Origin of the sequence: Streptomyces sp. NPDC006997 (assembly GCF_040635175.1) — a bacterium.
Taxonomy (GTDB): Bacteria; Actinomycetota; Actinomycetes; order Streptomycetales; family Streptomycetaceae; genus Streptomyces.
The window spans coordinates 55152-77014 of record NZ_JBEYHH010000014.1 but is presented as its reverse complement, the minus strand read 5'-3'; the positions used below and the strand labels follow the sequence as shown (position 1 = coordinate 77014).

General features: G+C 70.7%; 13 protein-coding genes and 3 pseudogenes. 8 read left to right on the top strand and 8 right to left on the bottom strand.

All coding sequences use genetic code 11. From position 1 onward, the window contains the following. Nucleotides 1-15: 15 nt before the first annotated feature. The 3 genes and pseudogenes from ABZ659_RS16000 to ABZ659_RS15990 all read right to left on the bottom strand — a co-directional run bounded on the left by ABZ659_RS16000 (nucleotide 16) and on the right by ABZ659_RS15990 (nucleotide 10984). Complete coding sequence (locus ABZ659_RS16000) at nucleotides 16-9048, bottom strand: DNRLRE domain-containing protein (protein WP_360219205.1); 9033 nt, start codon at nucleotides 9046-9048, stop codon at nucleotides 16-18. A gap of 454 nt (nucleotides 9049-9502) precedes the next feature. After that, nucleotides 9503-9760 (bottom strand): annotated as a pseudogene (locus ABZ659_RS15995) (transposase); the annotation flags it as partial. Between the two features lie 318 nt (nucleotides 9761-10078). Beyond that, complete coding sequence (locus tag ABZ659_RS15990) at nucleotides 10079-10984, bottom strand: LysR family transcriptional regulator (RefSeq protein ID WP_360219202.1); 906 nt, start codon at nucleotides 10982-10984, stop codon at nucleotides 10079-10081. Nucleotides 10985-11110: 126 nt separating this feature from the next. Here ABZ659_RS15990 and ABZ659_RS15985 point away from each other — a divergent pair, with 126 nt between their 5' ends. From ABZ659_RS15985 to ABZ659_RS15975, 3 genes are all read left to right on the top strand, one after another. After that, nucleotides 11111-11617 carry a nuclear transport factor 2 family protein gene (locus ABZ659_RS15985; RefSeq protein WP_360219199.1) on the top strand — a complete coding sequence of 169 codons (507 nt, stop codon included), beginning with the start codon at nucleotides 11111-11113 and terminating at the stop codon, nucleotides 11615-11617. Between the two features lie 94 nt (nucleotides 11618-11711). Next, nucleotides 11712-12212, top strand: a complete 501-nt coding sequence (locus ABZ659_RS15980) for a cupin domain-containing protein (protein ID WP_360219196.1) — start codon at nucleotides 11712-11714, stop codon at nucleotides 12210-12212. Further along, entirely contained in the window at nucleotides 12209-12607 is a 399-nt protein-coding gene (locus tag ABZ659_RS15975; protein ID WP_360219193.1) for a VOC family protein, read from the top strand. The genes ABZ659_RS15980 and ABZ659_RS15975 overlap by 4 nt, the downstream gene beginning before the upstream one ends. A 545-nt stretch (nucleotides 12608-13152) precedes the next feature. On the opposite strand, the gene ABZ659_RS15970 is transcribed toward ABZ659_RS15975, so the two are convergent. Next, on the bottom strand, nucleotides 13153-14490 hold the full coding sequence (locus ABZ659_RS15970; protein ID WP_360219190.1) for a HEAT repeat domain-containing protein: 1338 nt from the start codon (nucleotides 14488-14490) through the stop codon (nucleotides 13153-13155). 176 nt (nucleotides 14491-14666) lie between these two features. Here ABZ659_RS15970 and ABZ659_RS15965 point away from each other — a divergent pair, with 176 nt between their 5' ends. Continuing rightward, a complete protein-coding gene (locus tag ABZ659_RS15965; protein ID WP_360219187.1) occupies nucleotides 14667-15017 on the top strand; it encodes a metalloregulator ArsR/SmtB family transcription factor in 351 nt (116 codons plus the stop codon). Nucleotides 15018-15048: 31 nt separating this feature from the next. Beyond that, nucleotides 15049-15723: a cation transporter gene (locus ABZ659_RS15960; protein ID WP_360219553.1), complete on the top strand. Its 675-nt coding sequence runs from the start codon at nucleotides 15049-15051 to the stop codon at nucleotides 15721-15723. 96 nt (nucleotides 15724-15819) lie between these two features. Here ABZ659_RS15960 and ABZ659_RS15955 read toward each other — a convergent pair. After that, a pseudogene (locus ABZ659_RS15955) lies at nucleotides 15820-16017 on the bottom strand (hypothetical protein); the annotation flags it as partial. Between ABZ659_RS15955 and ABZ659_RS15950 the strand changes: the two are divergent. Next, nucleotides 16016-16129: pseudogene (locus ABZ659_RS15950) on the top strand (ABC transporter ATP-binding protein); the annotation flags it as partial. The pseudogenes ABZ659_RS15955 and ABZ659_RS15950 sit on opposite strands and share 2 nt — an antisense overlap. Nucleotides 16130-16249: 120 nt before the next feature. Here ABZ659_RS15950 and ABZ659_RS15945 read toward each other — a convergent pair. Continuing rightward, nucleotides 16250-16495 carry a DUF5302 domain-containing protein gene (locus tag ABZ659_RS15945; RefSeq protein ID WP_360219184.1) on the bottom strand — a complete coding sequence of 82 codons (246 nt, stop codon included), beginning with the start codon at nucleotides 16493-16495 and terminating at the stop codon, nucleotides 16250-16252. Between the two features lie 98 nt (nucleotides 16496-16593). Further along, nucleotides 16594-17973 (bottom strand): DEAD/DEAH box helicase, encoded by a 1380-nt coding sequence (locus tag ABZ659_RS15940; RefSeq protein ID WP_360219181.1) that lies wholly within the window; start codon nucleotides 17971-17973, stop codon nucleotides 16594-16596. Nucleotides 17974-18342: 369 nt separating this feature from the next. Here ABZ659_RS15940 and ABZ659_RS15935 point away from each other — a divergent pair, with 369 nt between their 5' ends. Both ABZ659_RS15935 and ABZ659_RS15930 read left to right on the top strand, forming a co-directional pair. Beyond that, a complete protein-coding gene (locus ABZ659_RS15935) occupies nucleotides 18343-19023 on the top strand; it encodes a response regulator transcription factor (protein WP_360219178.1) in 681 nt (226 codons plus the stop codon). Between the two features lie 29 nt (nucleotides 19024-19052). After that, nucleotides 19053-20411 (top strand): HAMP domain-containing sensor histidine kinase, encoded by a 1359-nt coding sequence (locus ABZ659_RS15930; protein WP_360219175.1) that lies wholly within the window; start codon nucleotides 19053-19055, stop codon nucleotides 20409-20411. Here ABZ659_RS15930 and ABZ659_RS15925 read toward each other — a convergent pair. Continuing rightward, nucleotides 20317-21852, bottom strand: a complete 1536-nt coding sequence (locus ABZ659_RS15925) for an aromatic amino acid ammonia-lyase (RefSeq protein WP_360219172.1) — start codon at nucleotides 21850-21852, stop codon at nucleotides 20317-20319. The two genes, ABZ659_RS15930 and ABZ659_RS15925, sit on opposite strands and share 95 nt — an antisense overlap. Between the last annotated feature and the right edge of the window lie 11 nt (nucleotides 21853-21863).

The following is a 21863-nucleotide window of genomic DNA, read 5'->3' as shown; positions in this document are numbered from 1 at the left end:
TGGCGCCGGTGTCTCCTAGCGCCTCAAGCGCCAGAACGTCCGGAAGTCGGTCTTGTCGGACGCTCCGCCGAACACCTCACCGTCGAGCTTCATCTTGCTCTGCTCGACGAGTGGTGCGCAGATGTCGGAGCACACGTTCTTCGAGGTGCCGCCGTACAGCACCTCGTAGTCCGGGTTCTCCTCAAGCCACCTGAACACCGATTCCTCAGCGTGCTCGTAGGCGGGATTGCCCTTCTTGGTCACACGTCCGGGCACCAGGTTGCCGGGCACGAACGACTGGCCGTCGGAGAGGCTCAGAAGGTCGCCCTTCTGACCGGAGCTCATGCCCACCTTCTCGACGATGTCCTTGGTGCCCTTCTTCCGGACCCCGATGACCGCCACGGTCACCATGGACTCCTTGAAGAAGTGGAGCTGACCGGCGAGTTCCTGGGCGCGCTGCTGCGCCCTGACCGCCTCGTCCTTGTAGCCACAGTTGTGGACCAGGACGGCGGCGGTACCCGACCCCACGTAGTACGTGTGGACGCCCTCGACCGACAGGTTGTGGACCCTGGCCGAGCGGTGGGCGGTGTCGACCGCACTGATCTGGACCCAGGTACCGGCCGAGGTCTGCAGCCACATACCGGACTTGAGGTCCTTGGCCGGGACCCACGTGCCGAAGTCCGGCAGCCAGTACAGGTGCGCGGCCGTCGAGGTCAGCTTGAGCGCCTTGCCCTTGCCGCCGGAGTCGACGGTCAGGGTGACGAGCTCCTTGGCACCCTCGTGATCACGCGTCTCGGTGACCTCCCGGGCCCGGGTGTCCCCGGTCTCCGGGTCGGTGGCCACGACCAGGTCGCCGACCTCCAGCTTCTCGATGGCCCGGGTGGTGCCGTCCGCGAGGACGACCTGGGTGCCCGGCAGGAAGCTGTTCACCTTGCAGGCGGGTGCCTGCGGACTGTCCGGCGACTTCGTCGTCGGGGCGTCCACGCCGTCCGCCTTGCGGGCGTCGCTCGCGGCGTTCGCCGCGTCACCGGCGTTGTCCACCGCCTTGCGCGCGTCGTTGGCGGAGTCCACGGCCTCGACACCCTTCTCGACGTAGCGGCCGGCCTTGACGGCGGTGGCCGCGTACCCCGCGAGCGGGATCGCCGAGGTCAACGACAGCGCGGCGTCGGCGTAGTTGCCCTCGGCCGCGTACCAGATGCCGTTGGCGACGTCGGCGACCTCACCGACGACGGGAACCAGGCCGACCACGTCGAGCGTGGCATGGCCGATGTCCGAGAGCGACAGACCGAACAGGTGCCCGTCGAGCTCGACGAAGCTGATCGGGTTGCCGCCGGCGAACGCGTACCGGTTGCCGGTGAACGGGTCGGTCGCCAGGGACATGTCGGCCAGGGCGCCGCTGTACGAGTCCCGGGTGAGGAAGCGGTTCAGCCCCGGGTCGTAGTTGCGGAAGCCCATGTCGTACGTGCCCGAGGCGCCGTCCCAGCGCGAGGAGTTGAAGCGGAACGAGTTGTAGTCGCTCTTGCCCGGGGTGCCGCTGCCCGGCCTGTCCGCACCGGTCATCTGGGACGAGTCGTCCGAACCGTAGGCCGTGTAGCCGTACGTGGAACGGGTCTTGCCGTCCTCCTTCGTGATCGCCTCGACGTCGCCGCGCGGACTCGTGACGTACTGCGAGACCTCCTTGCTGCCGTCGTCCTTGTGCTTGATCTGCGTGGCGCGCTGACCACCGGCTATGTACTGGTAGTCCTTGTCCGCCTTGCCGTCGACCGTCTCGCGCACGAGCGTCTTGTCCATGGCGAGGTAGGTGAACGCCGTGGTCTTGCCCTGGTCGCCCGAGGTGGTCTGGGAGACCGTCCGGTCGAACGGGTCGTAGACGTACGAGGTGGTCACCGCGGTGGCGCCCACGCCCTGCCGGACCTTCGCCTCACGGTCGAAGCCGTCGTAGTAGTGCTTCTCGACGGTCTGACCGCCGGTGCTGACGGCGTCGAGCCGGCCCAGCGGGTCGTAGTTGTAGGTGGACGTGACCCCGCCCGAACTCGCCGACAACAGGCGGTTGCGGTCGTAGCGCTGGGTGGTGGTGACGTTGTCCACCGTCTGCTCGATGATGTTGCTGTTGCGGTCGTAGCGGTAGGACTCGGTGGACGCGTCGTCGCCGCTCTTGGTGACCTTGGTGATGCGGTCCTGCGGGTCGTAGTCGAAGGTGTACGTGTTGTTGATGTAGGCCGAGTTGTCATCGGCGTTCATCAGCTTCAGGACGTCCTTGGAGCGGTGCCCGTTGGGCGAGTACTCCAGGTCGTGCTGCGACACCACGGTGCCGCCCGAGGTCTTCTCGAGCGACTGCTCCACCGCCCCGTCGGGGTAGTAGCGCATGTCGAGCGTGTTGCCGTTGGGCTTGGTCTGCTTCAGGAGCTGGCCGCGCCCGGTGTAGGTCATCGTGGTGATCTGCTGATCGCCCGCGGTGGGCGAATCGGCGTTGGTCACCTTCTTGACCATGTCGCGCTCGTCGTACTCGATCTTCGTCCAGGTCAGATCGTGCGTGGACGTGACGGGATTGCCGTTTTCGTCGTAGGCCAGCGAGGTGGTGCTCTTCACCGTGCCGCCCGCGAGCTCCTCCACCTTGGTGATGTGGTTGAGGCCGTCGTACGAGATCTTGTACGTGTCGATCTTCGCGCCCGGCGAGAGGTCACGGACCTCGGTCATGTTGCCGTTCGCGTTGTAGCTGTAGGTGAAGTCCTTCTTCTCGTCGTCCGTCTCACCGGAGTTCGAGCGGACCAGCTTCACCGCGTCCGCGAGCACCGTGCCATGGGCGGCGTCGGTCAGCGTTACCTTCTGCGGACCGTCCTCCACGAACGCGTAGGACCCCAGCGAGACCCACGCGCCGGTGTTCGCGGTCTGGTCGACGGTTCTTGTGGTGCTGCCGCCGTCGTGGTCGACCTTGAACTTGGCGTCCGAGGCGGCACCCGTCACCTTCGGGTAGCGCACGAACACCTCGTAGGTGCCGTTCTGCGGGATGTTCAACTGCCAGGACAGCGACGAGGTGCCGGTGCCCGCGGGGTGCGAGTACGTGTCGTAGCCGTACTGCTGCTCGGCCTGCGTCCGCGACCAGTTGCCCTGGGTCGCGGTGTTGTTGAAGTCCGAGCTGTCCACCAGGACGACCTGGTTGCCGACCGGCACACCGTCGTCCGAGTGGGCCCTCTTGTTGCCCGACGGGTAGTAGTCCCAGGTCATGGTGCGCTGCTGGGAGCCGCCCGCCGAGGTCAGCGTGTTCTTCGTCTGCTGGCCGAGCCTGTTGTACTCGTAGGCCGTGGTGATGTCCCACGGGTCCTTGGCCGTACGTGTCCAGCCGTTGTCGAAGTACGTGTAGTCGGTGACATTGCGGACCGTCTGGCCCTCCGACGGGGGAGCCGAGACCGACCGCAGGTTGCCGACGGAGTCGTACTCGTAGAACACCGAGTCCGGTGAGGAGTAGAGCACGTCGTCCTTGTCGTAGGGCGAGCGCTCCTCCTTGACCCGGTTCAGCTCGTCGTAGACCGTCTCCGACATGAAGTCCGCGTCGTCGTCACCGGTGGCGACACCGCGCGGGGTGATGGTCTTCGTACGGTTGCCTACCTGGTCGTACGCGTACTTGGTCGTGCGGTAGCTGATGTTGCCGGAGGCGTCCTCCTTGACCGGCACCCTGGACTCCACGAGCGCGCCGCGTTCGTCGTACGTCGCGAGCGACTCGTTGCCCTCCGCGTCGGTCTGCGCGATCTGGAGGCCGTCCTTGTCGTAGCGGACCGAGGTGGCCCACTCCAGGGCGTCGACCGTGCGCTTGACCCGGTGGTTCAGATCGTACTCGTAGCGCGTGGTGTAGTCGTCGGCGTCCGCGGTGGCGTTCTTGCGCGCGTCCACGACCTTGACGACGTTGCCGACGTTGTCGTACTCCAACGTCGCCCTGTTGCCCTCGGCGTCCACCATCTCGATCGGCTGGTAGATCGCGTCGAACGTGGTGGTGGCGGTGTAGTCGCCCTCGGTCGCCGTCAGGTTGCCCTGTGCGCCGGTGCCGGAGACGAGGTTGCCGACCTTGTCGTAGACGGAGGTGGACCTGCGCACCGGACCGCCGGGCTCGTCGGACGGCTTGACCGACTCGATCCGCTGGTCCGCCTTGTCGAACACCGCCGTGGTCTCCGTCCCGTTGGGGGCGAAGGCCTTGGTGATGTTGTCGTTGGCGTCATAGACCGGCTCCGGCGTGACGATGAACTCGCCTGCCTCCTGGTCCTTGGGCTCGCGCTTCTCCAGCGGCCTGCCGAACACGTCATAGGTCTGGGTGACTTCGGCGCCCTGGGCGTTGGTCACCTTGGTGACGTTGCCTCGCACGTCGTAGACGAAGTGCGAGGGGTGACCGGCCGCGTCCGTGATGGTCCTCGGGTAGCCGGCCGGCGCGAACTCGCCGTACCGCGTGGCGTGCCCGTTGGCGTCGGTCTCCTTGACGACCTGACCCAGCGCGTCGTACTCCGTGCGCGAGGTGTAGTCGCCCTCGGCGGCGGATGCGACGCCCTTGGGGTCGGTGACCGAGGTCAGGTTGCCCTTGGTGTCGTAGCCGAACCGGTAGGTGCGGCCCTCCGGGGACTTCTTCTCGAAGAGGTCCGCGATATGGCCGTCGAGCCCGTAGGAGTATGTGAGGGTCTGCGCCGCGGTGCCGTTCTTGTTGGCCTCGGCGTCCTTCATCTCCAGCGGATAGCCGGTGGTGGTGTCGTACTTCCACGTGGTGACCGCGCCGTTGGCCTCCTCCAGGCGCGTCACATTGTTGTCGGTGTCCCAGGCCGTCCTGGTGGTCTCGGACTTCGCGTTGGTCATCTGGGTGGCGCGGCCGTACCCGTCGAGCACGTACTGCGTGTCGTGGTTCTCGGCGTCCGTCACCTTGGTGTTGACGACCGAGCCCGCCGTGCCGTCCGGATCGGTGTACACATAGCCGGTGGTCCCGCCCAGGCGGTCCGTCAGCGTCTGCGTGTTCCAGTGGAACTTCGGGTCATCGCCCTCGCTCGGGTAGTAGTAGTCCAGCGAGGTGGAGTTGCCGCGCGGGTCGGTGACCTTGACCAGCTTGGCGTTCTTGTTGCCCTGCTCCATGTCGTACGTGAAGCGGAACACCTTGGGCTGCGCGCTGCCCGTACCGTCGGTGAGGGTGGTGAGCAGGCCCTGGTCGGAGTACTCGAAGGTGACCTTCCGGCCCGAGATGTCGGTCATCGACTTGACGTGGTCGATGATCTTCGGGCTGTTGGTGTCGGCCTTCGTGTAGTACTCGACCGTGAGCGACTGACGCGCGGCCGGGTCCTCGATGTAGGTGAGGAACTTGACCGGCTTGTTGTTCGACTTGCGCTCGGCGTACGTGTACGTCTGCGTGTTGCCGTTCTTGTCGACGATCGACGTCAGGTAGCCGTCGCAGTCGAAGAAGAACTGGGTGCGGTCCGGTCGGGTCAGCGACCAGGCCTTCGGATCGCCGTCCTTGTCCGGGGTGCAGTCCGCGCCGGTGCCCTGCCGCAGCAGGTAGTGCACACCCGCCGGTGCCAGCCACGTCCCGTCCGCCTGCTTGCGGAAGACGTGGGCGGTGCCGTCACCGTCGGGGAGGGTGACCTCGGTCGGGTTCGGGTTGGGGTGGAAGTCCAGCGCGGCGCCCAGGCGCAGCGGCATCGCGGCCTGGGCCGACCAGCCGTGGCCGAGGACCGTGTCGGAGGTGTCCTGGGAGTTGTACGCGAACCGTGCGAAGGTGGTGACGCCGCGGCCCGGGTTGGAGAACGCGTTGTACTGCCAGACGCTGTTGCCCGCGTACAGGTTCGTCATCAGCGACGAACCCGCGCCCGTGTTCTTGCCCGCGTAGGAGTAGAACTTCTCCAGGCCGAGCTGGTTGGAGGTCGGGTCCTCGGTGCGGACGTTCTGCGCCAGCGGGGCGATGCCGTCGCTGTCGGACAGCCAGGTGCCGGTCGTGGTGTTCTTCAGGCCCCACTTCAGCACGTAGTCCAGGCGCTTGTTGCCGGAGTCCGAGTTGATCGGGGCCTTCAGCCTGGCCGGCACGGTGACCGAGTCGCCGGGCAGGACCTCGTCCGGCAGCGCTGTCTGAAGCTGGTTGCCACCGGTGGTGGCGTCGGTGCCGTCCGGGAGCGACCAGGTGTAGGAGAGCGCGTGGTCGCCCGCCGCCCAGATGCCGGTGGTGGTGTTGGTGAGGGTGACGTCGACTGTGTACTCGTCACCCGGGATCATCCGGGACGGCGTGTACGGGGCGTGGTACGTCGCCTCCGTCGACTTCGTCAGGTACGTGACGACCAGCTGCGGGCGCAGCTGGGGTTCCTCGGCCTCGGAGGAGAGGAACAGCGTCCGCTCTCGCGGGCCGGCTGTCGACTCGTCGCGCAGTCTGACCGCCGCACCGTGGTTGCCGGCGGGGTCCGAGATCCAGCTCTGCGCCAGTGAGGTGATGTACCACGAGTGCCGTGCCGGGTCGTTGGTGACCGTGCCGACCGTGTCGGAGACGGCGGCGTCCATGTCACCACCGGCCGACGTCCACGACGTGGTGGCGTCCGCCTTGGTCCAGGACGCGGTCGCCTCGTCGAAGTCACGGGTCAGGGCGTGAGCTTCGTAGATCGCGCCGTTCGAGTCGGTCGTGGTCTGGAAGCCCCACATGTTCAGCTGCGCCTCGAGGACCCGGGCGTCGCTCGGGATCTCGCTGACGCCGGGGAACTTCAGCACGGCACGGGTGTTGCCGTACGTGGCCGAGTTGTTTCCCACCGACAGCCACGGGTGGGCGGCGCCCGCGTCGGTGAGCGTGTCGTGACCGGTGGACGGCTCCGCCGAGGAGAGCGTGGTGTCGCTCTGCCCGGACTGCAGCACCACCGTGGTGCGTCCGGCCTTGGGCAGACGCACCAGCTCCGTGGCGGACGGGAGGATCTGCCCGTTCGCGGTCTTCACCGCGACCATGTAGTAGTACGCGTCGCCGAACTCCTCGGCGGAGTCGGCCGGGGTGGGCCGGGCCGAGGTGTCCGTGTACGCGCGCGTGTCCCTGGCGACAGGGGAGACCAGGGTCTGCGAGGACGGCTTGAAGTGCTGGAAGACGCTGCGGTGGACCTGGTACTCGACGATGTCGTCGCCCGGCGAGGTCGACGGGTCGGTGTATGCGGGCCAGCTCAGCTCGGCACCGGTGGAGTGGATGACCTTCGGCGGGTTGACGTCGACGCCCTGGTTGCCCCACGTGAGGATCAGCTTCGGGTAGTTGGCGACCTCGCCCTTGTAGGCGTATTCGGCGGCCTCGTACCGCGGGCCGCCCTTGGGGGCGCTCGCGGACTCGTCGGCGGCCTTCACCACGAAGCCGTGGTTCTCGTAGGTTCCGTCGAGCCACTGCTGGACCGTCTTGGTCACCGGGAAGGCATGCCAGGTGTTGACCTCCTGCGGCTGCTTGGTGACCACACCGCCCTTGGTGAAGCGCACCGCGTCCGCGAGGACGGTCGTGGAGGTCGAGGCGGGGCCGTCACCGAGCACGACCTGGCCGGTGGTGCCGGCCTGGAAGGGGTGCTTGCCCAGCGGCTTCCAGACACCCTCGGTCCCTGCCCGCTGGTCGACCTGGTAGGTCCTGGTGCCGCCGTCGTACGTCACCGTGTAGGGCGCGTCGGTGGCGCGGTCGAAGGCCGGGACGTAGTGCACGTCGACCTGGTACTCGCCGTCCTCGGGGAGGCTCGGCCGCCAGGTGTACGTGTCACCCGCCGTGGCGTCCTTGTTGTACCGGTAGTCCTGCCCGATCGCGTACTGGGTGTACGCGGTGTTCCCCGAGGTGGGCCAGGCGCCCTGGGCGGCTGTGGTACCGGAGTCGCCGTCGTCGACGAGGACCGACGTGCCGGACAGCTCCCCGGTGATGTCCTTGGCGCTGTCCCAGGTCGCGCCCGTCTCGGTCCAGGCCGTGGTGGCCCGGTGCGCCTCCAGCTGGACCTCGGTGGCGCCGGTGGTGTGCGTCTGGTCGTAGTACAGCTTCAGTTCGGCCGAATCCAGCTGTGTGCCGACGGGTATGCCGGACAGCCCGAACCTCAGCAGCGCACGCGACGTGCCGGTGCTGGTGTTGCCGACCGAAAGGCGCCAGAGGTCCGCATAGTTGGCGCTGGGGTCGTCCGAGGAGATCATCGCGTCCGCGGACTGCGTCGGAGTCGGCGCGATCGTGACGGTCGGGTCGACCGTCACCGGGTACTGGCGCTCCGGCGCCGCCAGCCACTCGGCGTCCGGCTTCAGGCTGATGCCGTACGAGCCCTCCTTGCCGGACAGCACCTGGCGGACGGCGTCGGTGCCGGTGGTGCCGTACGCGGAGCCGGCGTCCTTCTTCGCGTCCGTCATGAACGGCGCGGGGATCACCAGCGCGGGAGCGCCGACGGGGGAGTTCTCGCCGTACAGCGAGATGGTGCCGTTCTTCTCCGACTTCGCGGTCAGGCCACCCGTGGTGAGCGTGAACTCGAAGGAGGGGGTGCCCTTCGGACGCTCGTTGAGGACGATGTCTTCCTTCACGCTGCCGTTGCCGACCGTGTAGGAGAGATCGATCCCCTGGCCCAGGGCGTCCTGGTAGGTGACCTTGTTGCCGTCGACCGCCGGGGTCAGCTTCGCGGCCCCCGCGTCCTTGAGGCCGATGGCGACCCAGTGGCCCTCGTCGAGCTCGAAACGGACCAGCTCACCGGGGCGTGAGCCGAAGTACGTGCGGGCGAGGTTGGTGGTGTTCGCCTTCTCGAAGCCCTTGCGGTCGGTGCCGGTGACCGCGGTGTCGATCGGCTTCCACTCGGAGTCCTCGCCCTTGCCCGTCTCGTAGGCGGTGGCCATGGCCGAGACCTCGGACTGAACCCGCCCGTCCGACATGCGCCAGTGACGGGAGTACGGCGTCCGCCGGCCCGTCAGCTCCCTGACACGCTTGGCCTTTGGCGTGTCCTTCGCCTTGGCGAGCTTGTCACTGGCCGGGACATCGGTGTCGGGGAGCTCTGGCGGATCAGCAGCTTCGGTGTCCCCGTCGGCGAAGAGACCGCGGAGGCTGTCGGCGAGTCGTCCCGTGTCGGGTGGTGCCGCGAATGCCGGTGTCATCGGTGCGACGGTCGCGAGGACCGCCAGCGCCGCACTCGAGGCCAAGAGCCTTACGGCCCGTGGTCTGTGCATCGGTTTCCCTTCGAAGGAACCAAGGACCATCTGCCGGACGGCAGTTGGCAGCCGAGATTCCTAACAAAGAACACCCTGTCCATGTCAAGCACACAGACGATCTACACAACTCGCCGATAAGCCATGGCAGTTGCAGTCTGAACTGCTGCTTTGCCTCTTCTTCACGGGATCTTCCCGCGCGTGACGCGTTGAGATCAGGCCAACCCTGACCGGGGACCAGGATCGGTTGACAGGGGCCTCCCACTCCTCCCACTCCTTTTGGATCGGCCGGGACCCGTCCGGGCCCGCGGTCGAGGGGAGTTTGGATGAGCAGCGAGACGCGCGAGGCGGGTCCCTCCCCGTCCACCGTCGAGCACGCGGGGGCGGACGCGGACGCTCCCGGAACCTCGGACTTGGAGATTCCGCTGTCCGCACCGAGGGCTTTGACCAGGTCATCCACGCTGCGGGTGGAGACCCCGTGCACGTGAGCCTCCATCACCACGGCTAACAGGGCCCGGTCGATGCGCCGCCGCCGCTCCAGCAGGGACGGGAAGGACGACCCGGTCCGCACCTAGGGAATCTTCAGGTCCAGGTCGCCGGCCTGCTCCGCCCGACGTAGTGACTCAAGCAGCCGCATCAGCTCAGATTGGGACAAGGCCATCGCGTGCTCCTCCGGTTGAACTGGCCCTTCACCAGGGAGATCTGCGCGCTGGCCCGCTCTTGTTCAGGGAGCACGCGCGGTCAGCGGATGCACGCCCCGGGCAGACACCCGCGCGTTCCAGGACCCCGCCCGGCTACACCACTTCAAGGGAGGCCATCGCCGGCCCAGGCCCTTCGTATCCCGCCGCAAAGGAGGAGGTGCCCGCAGCTCCATGAATCTGAGTGGCCGAAGCAGCGCGGCGGTGACCGGGACGACTGCGGGTCGTCGATCCGGTGCTCGCGCGCTCTGCCCGCGCGGCGTCCGGGCCGTCGGTGACGGTCAGGGGTTCGGTGCAGGTGCCTGCACCAGGTTGAGTGCTGTCTCGCTGAAGGCGCGAACGCGGGCTGTCGCCCCGTCGGCGGGCCATACCAGGCCCCAGTCCACTGGCGCTGCGTCCTGGAAGGGGACATAGGCGACGTCGGGGCGAGCGAAGTAGCGCCTGGTGTGGGCGCCGACGGCGAAGACTCCCTCCCCGGCGCCCACGAAGGTCAGCGTCTCGTTGAACGTCATGGCCGACGGACCGAGTGCGATCGGTCTCCCCGTGGGGGTCCGGCTCGGCGCCCGGTCCTCGCGCAGGGACTTCGGCAGCGTCTCGGGAATCTGCAGCACGGTCACGCGAGCCAGGTCTTCCACGGAGACGGTTGCGCGGCGGGCGAACGGGTGCCCTGTCGGCACGGCGAGCATACGTGCCTCCCGCACCAGGACCGGCCCCATGACGATGCCCTCCTCGTGCATTGGATGGCAGGTCAGCGCGATGTCCACCTGGCCGCTACGCAGCCACGGCAGGACTTGCGGCAGGTGTGCCTCTTTGATCTGGGCCTCGCAGTCGGGATGCCGGGTGCGGAACGCCTGCGTCGCCCCGACCAGCAGCTGGCCTGCCGCCGGCCCCGTGAAGGCGACCCGCAGCAGCCCGGTCATCCCTCTCCCCGATTCGACGGCCCGCTCGAACGCGTCGGTGATCCGGGACCAGGCGGGGAGTGTCTCCTCATACAGCTGTCGTCCCAGCAGGGACAGCTCCACCCGGCGGCTGGTGCGGTTGAACAGCGGGACGCCGATGCGGCGCTCCAGTTTGGCGATGGTCTGGCTGATCCGGGCAGTGGAGACGTGCAGCCGCTCGGCGGTGCGGCCGAAGTGCAGCTCTTCGGCGAGTGTCAGGAACGCCTCCAGCTCGTGCCGCTCCAGCATCCCGCACCTTCCCATCGTTAATCGAGGCTTCACGATCGTTGCACAGGTGCGCATTGATGCCCTATCCGGACCGCAGCAGGATCAGAGGCGTTGAAAGGCCACCTCACCCGTACAGGAGAGAACATCATGTACGTCACCCGCGACCGGGCCCTGACCGCCCCTGCGCACGACACCTCCGCAGCCGTCGCGGAGCTCAGGGACCGGGCGGAGATCACCGACGCGCTCTACCGCTTCGGCCTGGGCCAGGACCTGAAGGACAGGGAGCTGTTCGCCTCGGCCTTCGCCCCTGACGCCGAGCTGGACTTCCGCCCGGCCGCCTCCGCATGGGGGGCCAAGCCGCCACTGATGTCCGGGCGCGACACCATCGTCACCACGATTCTGGCCGTGTTCACCGGCCGGGTGGACACCACACACCAGGTCACCAACACGCGGATCACGATCGATGGCGACACCGCCCGGCTCACGGCCCTGGTGGAAGCCCAGCACCTGCTCATCGCCGACCCCGCCACACACGCGCTGTTGAAGAACCCCTACGACGTCGACCTGGTCCGCGACGGCGACCGCTGGGTCATCCGTCGGCTCCGCATCGACAACACCTGGTACACCGGCGAACCCTCCGTGATCTTCGTTTGACGCCCGCCCTGCAGAACCGAACACGGGCCTCCCGGAGAGCTCATGGCCCTCTCGACTCCCTGCACGATTCCCCGATCCCCTGGAAGGACACGACATGAAGATCGCGGAGACCGGCGGACGGCCGGTACTGACCCGTCACACCGAGGCCGAGACCTGTGCCGACCCCAGCAGTGTGATGACGCTGCTCGCCGACTCGGACAGCACCACCGACGGCTTCACCAGCTACCGGTCCACGTTCGCCAAGGGGGCCGTGGGGGCGCCCGCCCACTTCCACACCAAGGCGACGGAGCTGTTCTTCGTGATCAGCGGGTCCCTTCAGGTGCTGGTGGGTGAGGAGGTCACCGTCCTGGAGACGGGCGACTTCCTGGCCGTGCCGCCCCACACCCCGCACGCCTTCGCCGCGGCGCCCGGCTGTGAGGCGGACGTACTGTTCGTCTTCACGCCGGGCATGGGCCGGTTCGACTACCTGCGCCTGCTCGGGCGGGTGATGCGTGGCGAGGCCGACGCGAAGGAGATCGCCGCCTCCGCGGAGCGGTTCGACAACCACTACGTCGACAGCCCCGTCTGGCGGGCGGCCCTGGAGGTCTCGGCGTGATCGACGCCACCGTCCCAGTCCGGGTGGCCCGGCCCTCGCGGGACCTCGCCGCCGCCAAACGTTTCTACGTGGACGGCCTCGGCCTGGCCGTCCTGTGGCGCACGACCGAGCGCGTTCCGGGCAAGCACGACCTGCTGATGGTCGGCCCGCCCGGCGCCGCCTGGCACTTCGAGCTGACACACGACGCGGAGCGGCCCCTGGAGCCGACCCCGACGGTGGACGACCTGTTCGTCGTCTACCTCGGCAAGCCGGCGGACGAGTCCCTGATCGACCGCCTGGTCGCGGTCGGCGGTACCCGCGTCACGGCACACAACCCGTACTGGGACGAGCACGGTGTGACGATCGCCGACCCGGACGGCCACCGCCTGGTGCTGTGCTCCCGCACCTGGGCCTGAGCAGCGCCGGGCGGGTCGTGGACTGCATGCAGTCAGAGCCGGATCGCGGCGACGGTGCTCCGCTCAGCGAACCAGGATCATCCCATGGCGGCTTCCGGGCTCCCTCTGACTGCACCCCCACGCTGCGTATGGAGGTGCACGAGGCCCGTCGTCGACGGCGACCGGCTCGCCGCCCGGTACACCACGCACTCCTCGCGGCGCGGCAAGGACCTCGCTACCGAGGTCCACTTCTTCGGCCGGTTCACGCCGGACGGACGTATGCGCCAGGCCCACATGACCACCCGCGCTCTTCGGACCCACGGAGACGGCGGGCAACCGGCGCGGACACCGTGACCGAGCTCGTCTACACCGTCAGAGGCATGGTCCGCGGCCACTGCGCGGTCGGTCGGTGAGGAGCTCGAAGGCATCGCCGGTGTCACCACTGTCAGCGTGGACGTCGACAGCGGCACGACGAGCGCAGAGACGGTGCGCCCGCGGAACTGACCGGTCATCGAGAGGGCTGCTTCGGAAGATCACGTGAACTGGGACGAACCGGGGCCCGACCGCTACGTCCAGTGTGACGCGCCGCCATGCTCGCGGTTCGCGCGGTAGTGCCAGAGGCCGGAGGTTCGGTGGTCGTGTTCCGAGAACGTGTCGAGTGGGCCGACCCGCTCGTACGCCTCCTCGGTGCGTGGGTGGTCGCGGCGGGCCAGTGCCCAGGCTGCCTCCAGGCGTAGGTCCGGGTCCTCCTCGTTGAGGAGTGCCAGGAAGGCCTCCAGGACGGGGGCGCTCCGGTCGTCGTAGCCGGAGAGCGACTCGGCGGCGTGGCGCCGTACCCGGAGGGTCTCGTCGCGGACCAGCACGAGCAGGGCGTCCCGGACCTCCGGCTCAAGCCGCTTGTCGGGAGTGAAGCGTTGGGCGAACGCCACGGCGACGGAGGCCCGGACCTCGGGCTCGGGATCGTGGACGAGGCCGAGCAGTGCCGCCGTGGCGGCGTCGCTGCGGGCGGCCCGCTCCCGGCTCACGCAGAACACGGCCTCGCCGCGTACGCCGGGATCGGGATGGCCGACGTACCGCAGGCCGATGGCCTCCTGCTCCGGATGCTCCTGACCGGCGTAGACGTCCAGGACGGCGGCGAGGACCCGCCCGTCGGGTTCCTGCCGGGCCCAGGACGCCAGGAAGTCGACGTCCTGGGCGACGTCCAGCGCGCGGTCCACCGTGCCGAGGAAGTTCCGGTGCCAGAAGACCTGCGCGAGGAAGCGGCGGTGGACGGGGTCGGGGTGCTGCCGCAGCGAGGTGAGTTCGGACCACATGCGCGGGCCGCGGCGCTGGCCCAGGTAGTAGGCGGCCGCGAACCAGTTGCTGTCTCCTTCCCGCGCGTGCGGGAGGGCGCGTGCCAGCACTTCGTCGAGGGGCGGGAACACGCCGAACGCCCACTCGAGGTGGGTGAGGACGGCCCCGTGGCCGTCCCGCACGGTGTGCCCGCCGAGGGAGAACTCGTCGATCGTGTCACCGTGGGGGTCGTCGATCCGGCGCCTGGCAGCCGGTCCTCCGGCTCCGGTCCGCCTGCGCAGTTCCTTGACCACGCCCGTCTCGTGCCAGTACCGGGCCAGGTCCAGCAGTTCCCGCCGGGAAGCCTCGGGCAAGCGGAGCCTGGGAGCCTCTCCCAGGAGCGCGGAGACCAGCGCGGGAGAGCCGGTGTCGACCGCCCGCAGGAGCGGAGTGCCGCCGTCCGGGAGTTCGCGGTCCTGGTCGGCACCCCCTTGGACCAGGATCTCGGCGATGAGGTGGTCGAACCCCGCCACGGCCGTGCAGAGCACGGGCAGCCCGTCCGGGCCCGGGGTGTCCGGTGCCGCCCCTTGCTCCAGGCACGTCCGCACCGTGTCCGTGTCCCCGGCGCTCACGGCACCGACCAACCGGCCAGCCAGGTCCAACGACGAATCCGTCAACGCTCCCCCGGATGATGTGCGCGAAGTGTGCAACGTACCCGACACGCTCGCTGCTGACGGACGCTCAGGTCGTGCGGGAGAGATCGCCGTTCCGAGCTGATCGGTTCACAGTCTCCTGGATTCAGCGATCCGTGTACTCTCGTGCCCGTGTTGACCGTGCCTCCGACATCGAGGTGCTGGCCAGGTTCGGCCGCGCGCTCGCCGACCCGATCCGCTGCCGTGTCCTGCTCGCCCTGAACCACCGCCCCGCCTGTCCGGCCGACCTCGCCGACGCCCTGGGCATCTCGCGGACCCGGCTGTCGAACCATCTCGCCTGCCTGCGGGACTGCGGCCTCGTCGTGGCCGTGCCGGACGGGCGCCGTACGCGTTACGAGATCGCCGACGAGCGTCTCGGCCATGCCCTGGACGATCTGCGTACCGCCGTGGTCGCGGTCGAGACCGACCGGACGTGTGCGGACGCCGCCGAGAAGGGGTGCTGCTGACCGTGTCCGCCGACGTGTCCGTGTCCCCGGCATCTCCCCGGGGCGGCGGGAGGCACTCACCCGTCGCATACGGCTGCTGGTCGCCGCGACCCTCGCCTACAACACCGTCGAGGCGGTCGTCGCCCTCACCGCCGGGACGCTCGCCTCCTCGACCGCCCTGGTCGGCTTCGGCCTCGACTCGGTCGTCGAGGTGTCCTCCGCGGCTGCCGTCGCCTGGCAGTTCCCCGCCTCCGACCACGCCGTGCGGGAAGCCCGCGAGCGACGCGCCCTGCACGTCGTCGCGGTCTCCTTCTCCGCCCTCGCCGCCTACGTCGCCTTCGACGCGGTCCGCGCGCTGACCGGTGCCGGGGAGGCCGAACACTCCGTTCCCGGCATCGTCATCGCCGCCCTGTCCCTCGCGGTCATGCCGTTCCTGTCCGCGGCCCGGCGCCGGGCCGGACGCGAACTCGGGTCCGCCTCGGCCGTCGCGGACTCCAAGCAGACCCTGCTGTGCACCTACCTGTCCGCCGTACTCCTGGTCGGTCTGGTCCTCAACGCCACCCTCGGCTGGTCCTGGGCCGATCCGCTCGCCGCCCTCGCCATCGCCGGGGTCGCCGTCAGGGAAGGCCGGGACGCCTGGCGGGGCGAGGGCTGCTGCGCGCCCACCGGCGCCGTCGTGCCCTCCGGTGGCGGCAGGACGGACGAGGGGTGCGGCTGCTGCGCGTAGGGCGGACCGCCCCACCTCACGTGCCGCGTACCGCGGTTGTCCGGTACGCGGCACGAGTCAGTCCCTCGCCACCGCGGAGTACACCCCGCTGGGGAGTCAGTGTCCGGCGACGACGCCCGACACTTCGTTGGTGCCCTTCGGCAGGGTGACGGAGGCGATCTTCTCGCCCGTCTCCACGTCGATGGCGTGCAGCGCCTTCTCGCTGGGCTCGGAGACGTACGCGACGTATCCGCGGACGAACAGGGTGGGCCGGGGCCGCTGCCAGTCCAGCGGCTCCCGCCACTCCCCCACGGCGCGCGCGGCGGACGCCTGCCTCCTGCTCCGGGACGGCCGCCTCGCCGGGCAGGGGCGTCCGGAGCAGGTCCTCACCACGTCGGCGCTGACCCGGGTCTGGCAGGCGCTCTGAGAAGCGCGGCACGCGCGGGCCGTGGCAGCGCGGCCGACCGGGGGTGTCCGCCGTGACGGCAGACCACGACAGACCCCCGGGCCAGGTCGTCCCCGGCCCGGGGGTGGGTTCGGGAGCGGCTCAGCCGCCGCTCTTGCGCCGGAACGACCGCTGGCTCGCGGCCGGGCCGTGCGCGCCACGCACCTTGGACGCGTCGGGGCGGGCGGCGGCTTCGGACGCCTCCGCCTGCGCACCGCGCTTGCGCGCCAGGGCCTCGCGGAACTTGCGCTTGAGGTCGTAGGTGCCGTCGCTGTCCGGCGCCAGCGGGGAGGACGTCTCCGGGGCGGTCGGCTCCGAACCTTCCATGGATACGGGTTCTGCGGTCATGGTGACCTCCTGGGTTCGGGGTGGGCGAGCACAGCTTGTCATGCCGGGACGGGTACGACCTGCCAATAAAGGCCGTCAGCCGCTGCGACGGAGAGCCCTCAGCCGCTGCGACGCACCTGGGCGGCCCTGCGTGCCTCGGCGAGCTTGCGGGCCTCGCCCGCCTTGCGGGACCTGCCGCCAGCGCCGGGGGTGCCCCTGCTGGTGCCGAGGCCGCGGAAGGGAGCGTTGGTGTTCTTGGGGCGGGGGGCCGCGGAACCGCTGTCGAGCGGGGTGCCGGAGGGAGCCCGGGCGCCGGTGATCCGGCTCAGCTCCGCCTCGCCGGAGCGCACCTTGGCGACGCTCGCCGTGACACCGGCCTCGGCCATCACGCGGCTCGTCTCGCGGCGCTGGCCCGACAGGACGAGGGTGACCACGCGGCCCGACCTGCCCGCCCGGGCGGTGCGGCCCGCCCGGTGCACATAGTCCTTGGGGTCGGTGGGCGGGTCGACGTTGACCACGAGGTCGAGGTCGTCGACGTGCAGGCCACGGGCCGCGACGTCGGTCGCCACCAGCGCGGTGACCTGGCCGTTCCTGAACTGCGCCAGGGCGCGGGTGCGCTGCGGCTGGGACTTGCCGCTGTGCAGGGCCGCGGCGTGCACACCGCTGGCCCGCAGGTGCCGGGTGAGCTGGTCGACGGCGTGCTTGGTGTCGAGGAACAGCAGGACTCGGCCGTCCCGGGCGGCGATCTCCGTGGTGACGGCGTAGCGGTCGGGGCCGTGGACGACCAGGACGTGGTGCTCCATCGCCGTGACCGTGTCGGCGGCCGGGTCGACGGAGTGGACGGCGGGGTCGCGGAGGTAGCGGCGGACCAGCTGGTCGACGTCGCGGTCCAGTGTGGCCGAGAAGAGCATCCGCTGGCCGTCGGGCCGCACCTGGTCGAGGACGTCGACGACCTGCGGCAGGAACCCCAGGTCACACATCTGGTCGGCTTCGTCGAGCACGGTGATCCGGACCCGTCCCAGGCGGCAGGCGTTGCGCTCGACCAGGTCGTGCAGGCGTCCGGGCGTGGCGACCACCACCTCGGCCCCCTGGCGCAGCTCGGCGATCTGCCGACCGATCGACAGGCCGCCGACGACCGTCGCCATCCGCAGCCGCAGCGCCTCGGCGTACGGTGCCAGGGCCTGGGTGACCTGCTGGGCCAGTTCCCGGGTGGGTACGAGGACCAGCGCGAGGGGCTGTTTCGGCTCGGCGCGCCGCCCTGCCGTACGGGTCAGCAGCGGCAGGCCGAAGGCGAGCGTCTTGCCCGAGCCGGTGCGTCCGCGTCCCAGGACGTCGCGCCCCGCGAGGGCGTCGGGCAGCGTGGCGGCCTGGATGGGGAAGGGTTCGCGCACCCCGAGATCGCTCAGTGTCCGCAGTACCTCCTCCGGCAGCCCCAGACCGGTGAAGGTGCCACCGAGGGGACCGCCGTGCGCGGTAGCGGGGACATCGGGGTGCGTCATGAACAGCCTTCCGCTGGGGGACGTGGCGAGGAAGGCCCGGCGGGACCGGACAGGCGGAATCGCCCACCGCGACGACCACGTAAACGCACCACGCTAACACGAGGCACGGCATAGCGGCCGTCACCGTCCGCCTCGGCTGGGGGTCGGCCGGGCGCGTTCTCGACGCCGGGCCCGCTCGCGGGAGCGGCGGCGGGCTCGTCCTCCCAGGCCAGTCCGCCTTGCGGGGGTTTGTGGACAGGTGTGCGGTGGCGTGATCCCGACGGTCGGCGGTCCACCGGGCGGTGTCCTTCCCGCCAGTGGCTCGGAACCGGAACTCCCGTGTGTCACAAAGGCGTTGACAGGCCCGAGACTGCGGCGAGGGAGGGCACAGTGACGAACGGACACACGCGGGGTCCCTGGCGGCTGCTGTTGGTCGAGGACGACCTGGAGCTGGTCGAGCTGCTCACCGGGGTGCTGCGGGACGAGGGGTACGCGGTGGACGTCGCGACCGACGGGCAGCGCGGCCTGCACCTCGGCCTCTCCCGCCGGTACGACGTGCTCGTCATCGACCGGCGGCTGCCGGTGCTGAACGGCCTGGACCTGCTGCGCCGGCTGCGGTCCCGTCCGGTGCGTTCGCCGGTGCTGCTGCTGACCGGGATGGGCAGCGTGCCCGACCGGGTGCACGGGCTGGACGCCGGTGCCGACGACTATCTGGCCAAACCCTTCGACCTGGACGAACTCACCTCCCGGTTGCGGGCGTTGTGCAGACGCTCGCTCGACGCGACCGACGTGCTGCGGATCGGTTCCGGCCAGCTGTACGTCGGGCGCCGGGAGGTGGTGCTGGCGGACGGTGAGCGGGTCGCGCTGGCCGCGCGGGAGTTCGCGCTGCTGTGGGCGCTGGCCACCCGCCCGGACACGGTGTACTCGCGGGCGGAGCTGCGCCGGACCGTGTTCGAGGAGGCACACGCGCCGTCCATCGTCGACACCTACGTGTACTACCTGCGCCGCAAGCTCGGCCGCAGGGCGGTGCGCACGGTCCGCGGGGTCGGCTACCGGCTGGGGTCGCTGTGAGGGAACCGGGGCGGACCGGGGAGGCCGCGGTGCGCCGGGCCCGGCGGCGGATCGTCCTGACCACCGCCGCCATCATCACCCTGCTGATCACCGTCGTCGGCGGGGTGGCGTACACCGTGATGACGCACGCGCAGGACGACCAGGTGCGCCGTGAGGTGCGCTACGGCGCCGCGCACGGCGACCTCGCCCGGCCGCCCGCGTGCCTGTGGCTGTACGGCCCGGGCGCGGCGGTGATGCCGAACGCGCCGGCCGGGTTCCCGGTCTACGCCGACCTGGACCGGGTGCGGCGCGGCGGTGCGCCGGTGGAGCGCACGGTGCGGCGCGCGGGCGGTGTGTACCTGGTGCGGACGCAGCTCCGGGACGACGGCGACGTGGTGCAGGCCGTGCTGGACCTGCGGTCCCAGCTCGCCGACCGCAGCCACCTGTGGTTCGCGCTGAGCGTGGCCGAGCTGGTGGGGCTGGCCGCCGCGGGCGCCACCGGTCTGGTCCTCGGGCGGCGGGCGGTGGCGCCGCTGGCCGAGGCGCTGGTCCGGCAGCGGCGGTTCGTCGCCGACGCCAGCCATGAGCTGCGCGCGCCGATCACCCGGGCGCACACACGGGCGCAGGTGCTGGCGCGCCGGGCGTCGGCGGACGGGCTGCCGACGGCGCACCGGGAGGGCCTGGCGCTGCTGGTCACCTCCCTCGGGCGGCTCGGTGAGGTGCTGGACGACCTGCTGTCGTCGGCCGCTCTCACGGCCGGGCAGACGTGGCGGGCGGTACGGCGGGTGGATCTGGTGGCGCTGGCCCGGTCGGCCGCGGCGGAGGAGGCGGAACGGGTCCGGGAGCGCGGGCTGACCGTCCGCGTGGACGGCCCCGCGCATCCGCTGTGGGTCGACGGGGTGGCCTCCGCCCTGCGCCGGGCGGTCGGGGAGCTGCTCGCCAACGCCATCGCGCACACCCCGCCGGGCGGCCGGATCGAGGTGGCGCTGTCCCGTTCGGGTACGACGGTGGTGCTGGCGGTCACGGACACCGGGCCCGGGTTCGACTCCGGTGAGGCCGAGCGGCTGTTCCGCCGGTTCCACCGGGGCGGCGGCGGCCGGTACGGGCTGGGCCTCGCCCTGCTGCGGGAGGTCGTCACCAGCCACGGCGGCACGGTCGCGGCGACGGGTCGACCGGGGCAGGGAGCACGGTTCACGCTCCGGTTGCCGCAGAGCACGTCGGTGCCCGCGGCGGGCACGGAACCGGTGGGCGAGGGCACGGCGATCGGGGCGGCGGTGGCCCCGGTCCCCGCGGTGGCGGCCCCGGATCCCCCGCTCAGGACCTGGCGTGCGTGGCGAGTGCCCGTGTCGCTGTCCGGACGTCCGCGTCCAGTGGGCGGTCCGGGTCGACCGGGGCGATCTCGGCGCTGAGGGTGTCGAGGAGCGCGGCGCACCGGGGTGCGGTGGGGCGTCGGGCGCCGACGTGCGCGGCCTGGCGCAGGCCGAGGGCGAGGGAGCCGCACAGCAGGGCGAGCAGGTCGGCCATGTCGTAGGAGCGCAGGGCGGCCTGGGTGCCGAACGGGACGATGTCCTGGTTGTGCAGGTTCGTCGGCAGGCTCTGCATGGCGGCGGGGGTCGCGCAGCGGCGGATCTCCGCGACGAGGGCGGTGGTCGCCAGCTGCACGCCCTGGAGGCCGTGCTGGGCGCCGGGTTCGGTGGCGAGCATGGGCGGGAGGCCGCCGTTGCGGGCCGGGTCCACCAGCAGGTCGAGCTGGCGTTCGGCGAGGTTGCCGAGCTGGGCGGTGACGGAGGCGAGCAGGTCGGCGGCGAACGCGGCGGGCTGCCCGAAGAAGTTCCCGCCGTGCACCGCCCGCCCCTCGTCCGGGCCCCCGGCGTCCTCCGCGCCGGGGAGGAACAGCGGGTTGTCGCTGACCCCGGCCAGGTCCGCGGCGACCACCGCGTCGACGTACCGCAGCGCGTCCTCGGCGGCGCCGAGTACCTGCGGGGAGCAGCGGATGCTGTACGGCTCCTGGAGCGGGCGCCCGCCGGACGGCACCGTACCGTCCAGCCGGTGCCGCATCCGGGCGCCGGTGTCGGCCGCGCCGGGGTGGCCGTAGGCGCGCAGCAGTCCGGCGTCGAGGAAGCCGGGGTCGCAGCCGAGCAGGTCGGCCAGCAGGCAGGTCAGGGCGGTGAGCGCGCGCTGGCTGGCGCGGACGGCGTCGAGGGCCAGGGCGAGGGCCGCGGTGGTGACGGAGGTGCCGTTGACGAGGGCGAGGGCGTCGCGGCCGTCCAGGGCGAGGGGGCGCAGTCCGCTGGCGGCGAGCGCGTCGGCGGCGGGCATCCGGTGACCGTCCACGTAGGCGTGCCCCCGGCCGCGGAGCGCCTGGGCGGCGTAGGCGAGCGGGATGAGGTCGCCGCTGGCGCCGACGGAGCCGTAGCGCGGCACGGCCGGTGTGAAGGTGGTGGCGAACATGTCCGCCAGCCGGTCGACGACCTCGGCGGAGACCCCGGACAGGCCCTGGGCGAGGGACCGGGCGCGCACCAGCAGGGCGGCGCGGACGATGCCGTGCGGCAGGTCGGGGCCCTGTCCGGCGCCGAGGTGGGCGAGGGTGTTGTCGCACTGGTCGGCCTCGTCGGCCCGTCCGGCGTAGCCGACGAGGGCGCCGAAGCCGGTGGTGGCGCCGTAGATCGGCCGTCCGCCACCGCCCTCCCCGTCGTCGCCGTCGCGCAGGGCGCGGAAGCGGCGGCGCCCGCGCTCCAGCCGGGCGTGGGCCGCGTCGTCCACGGTGACGGTGAGCGGTCCGGCCGCGCGGCGCAGGACGGCGGGGTCGAGGGGGGCGGTGAGGGGGACGGTGTCCGCGGTGGTCAGCACGTCGGGGACGG